At 65.8% G+C, this 1,358-nt stretch carries 1 protein-coding gene and 1 pseudogene; both read right to left on the bottom strand.

Translation table 11 applies throughout. The annotated features are described in order from the left end of the window. Positions 1 to 176: 176 nt before the first annotated feature. Positions 177 to 920: an SDR family NAD(P)-dependent oxidoreductase gene (locus tag DYI24_RS26640; protein WP_164574461.1), complete on the bottom strand. Its 744-nt coding sequence runs from the start codon at positions 918 to 920 to the stop codon at positions 177 to 179. Between the two features lie 129 nt (positions 921 to 1,049). After that, positions 1,050 to 1,358: pseudogene (locus DYI24_RS26635) on the bottom strand (amidophosphoribosyltransferase); the annotation flags it as partial.

The raw sequence follows: 1,358 nt of genomic DNA, 5'->3' as shown, positions 1-1,358 counted from the left end.
TGGCGGTCTTGTCGCCGGACTGGGCCGACGCCGGCAGGATCAACGCCGCACTCACCAACGCAGCAGCGATGGCGTGCGAGAACACTCCTCTCATCACTTCCCCCTTTGTATGGATAGCTGATTGACTGCGGATGTTTCCCCGCTTGTAGTCAGTCAATCGCGCTGCCGGGCCGAAGTCAATCGGCCTGGGGGTCTTTCAGGGTGCGAGAGGGGCCGTCGAACAGCTTGCCGGTTTCGGTAAAGGACGGCAGGCACAGCGGTAGCAACAGCTCCGCAGCCTGGTCGGGCGTCGGCAGAGTTTCCGGGTCTTCGCCCGGCATCACGCTGGCGCGCAGCTTGGTCCGGGTCGGACCGGGATCGAACAGGTTGATGCGGATCGGCGTGGTGTTGACCACTTCCTTGGCCCACACCTGAACCAGCGTTTCCAGGGCGGCCTTCGATGCCGCATACGGGCCGCGGTAGCCCGGCGCCTTGCCACCGGCGCGCGAGGTCAGAAACACGGCACGGCCGGCATCGGAGGCTCGCAGCAGCGGTTCCATGCAGCGCACGAGATGGAAGTTCACATTCAGGTTGATGCCGATGACGTCCAGCCACGGCTTCAGCTCGATATGGCCGAGCGGCGAAGACGGGCCGCCGATGCCGGCATTGCCGACCAGGACGTCGAGCTTGCCGTGGCGTTCGTAGATCGTGCCGCCGAGGCGGCCGATCGCCTGATAGTCGGTGAGATCGAGCGGGACCAGCGTCAGCGGATGACCGCCGTCCTTACGCACCTCGTCGTCGAGCTCCTCGAGACCGCCCTGGGTGCGGGCGACGGCGATGACGTGCGCGCCGGCCTTGGCGAGCGCCTTGGCGGTGGCGTAGCCGATGCCGCGCGAGGCACCGGTGACGAGAGCGATGCGGGAGGCGAGAGGTTGGGTCATGACAGGTCCGGCTCAAGATATATCGCGCATTGTCATACGCGGACCGGACCCGAGTATCCATCCTCTAAAAGAGGTATCGTGGGCGTCGTCACCGGCGTGGCCGATGACGACGTCAAGGCCGTGGCCGGATCAGCTCGCCTCGGCCAGCAGCGACAATTGCCGCGGCGCCGACTCGGTCTGATTGAGATCGGTGAGGCCGGTCGGATAGTCACCGGTAAAGCAGTGGTCGGTGAACTTCGGCAACGCCGGATCGCGGCCCGGTTCGCCCATCGCGCGATAGATGCCGTCGACCGACAGGAACGCCAGCGTGTCGGCGCCGATCAGGTCGCGCATCTCTTCGAGCGAATGCGTCGCGGCCAGCAGGCCGGCGCGATCCGGAGTGTCGATGCCGTAATAGTCCGGGTGGGTGATCGGCGGTGAGGCGATGCGGAAGTGCAC

It is taken from the genome of Rhodopseudomonas sp. BR0C11, assembly GCF_010820945.1.
Classification (GTDB): domain Bacteria; phylum Pseudomonadota; class Alphaproteobacteria; order Rhizobiales; family Xanthobacteraceae; genus Rhodopseudomonas; species Rhodopseudomonas palustris_H.
The sequence above is the reverse complement of the archived record's forward strand: the minus strand, read 5'-3'. Positions and strand labels throughout refer to the sequence as shown.

What these genes read in the sequence shown, in the direction of transcription:
- DYI24_RS26640 (WP_164574461.1), bottom strand. Translation starts at nt 920, where the DNA reads ATGACCCAACCTCTCGCCTCCCGCATCGCTCTCGTCACCGGTGCCTCG.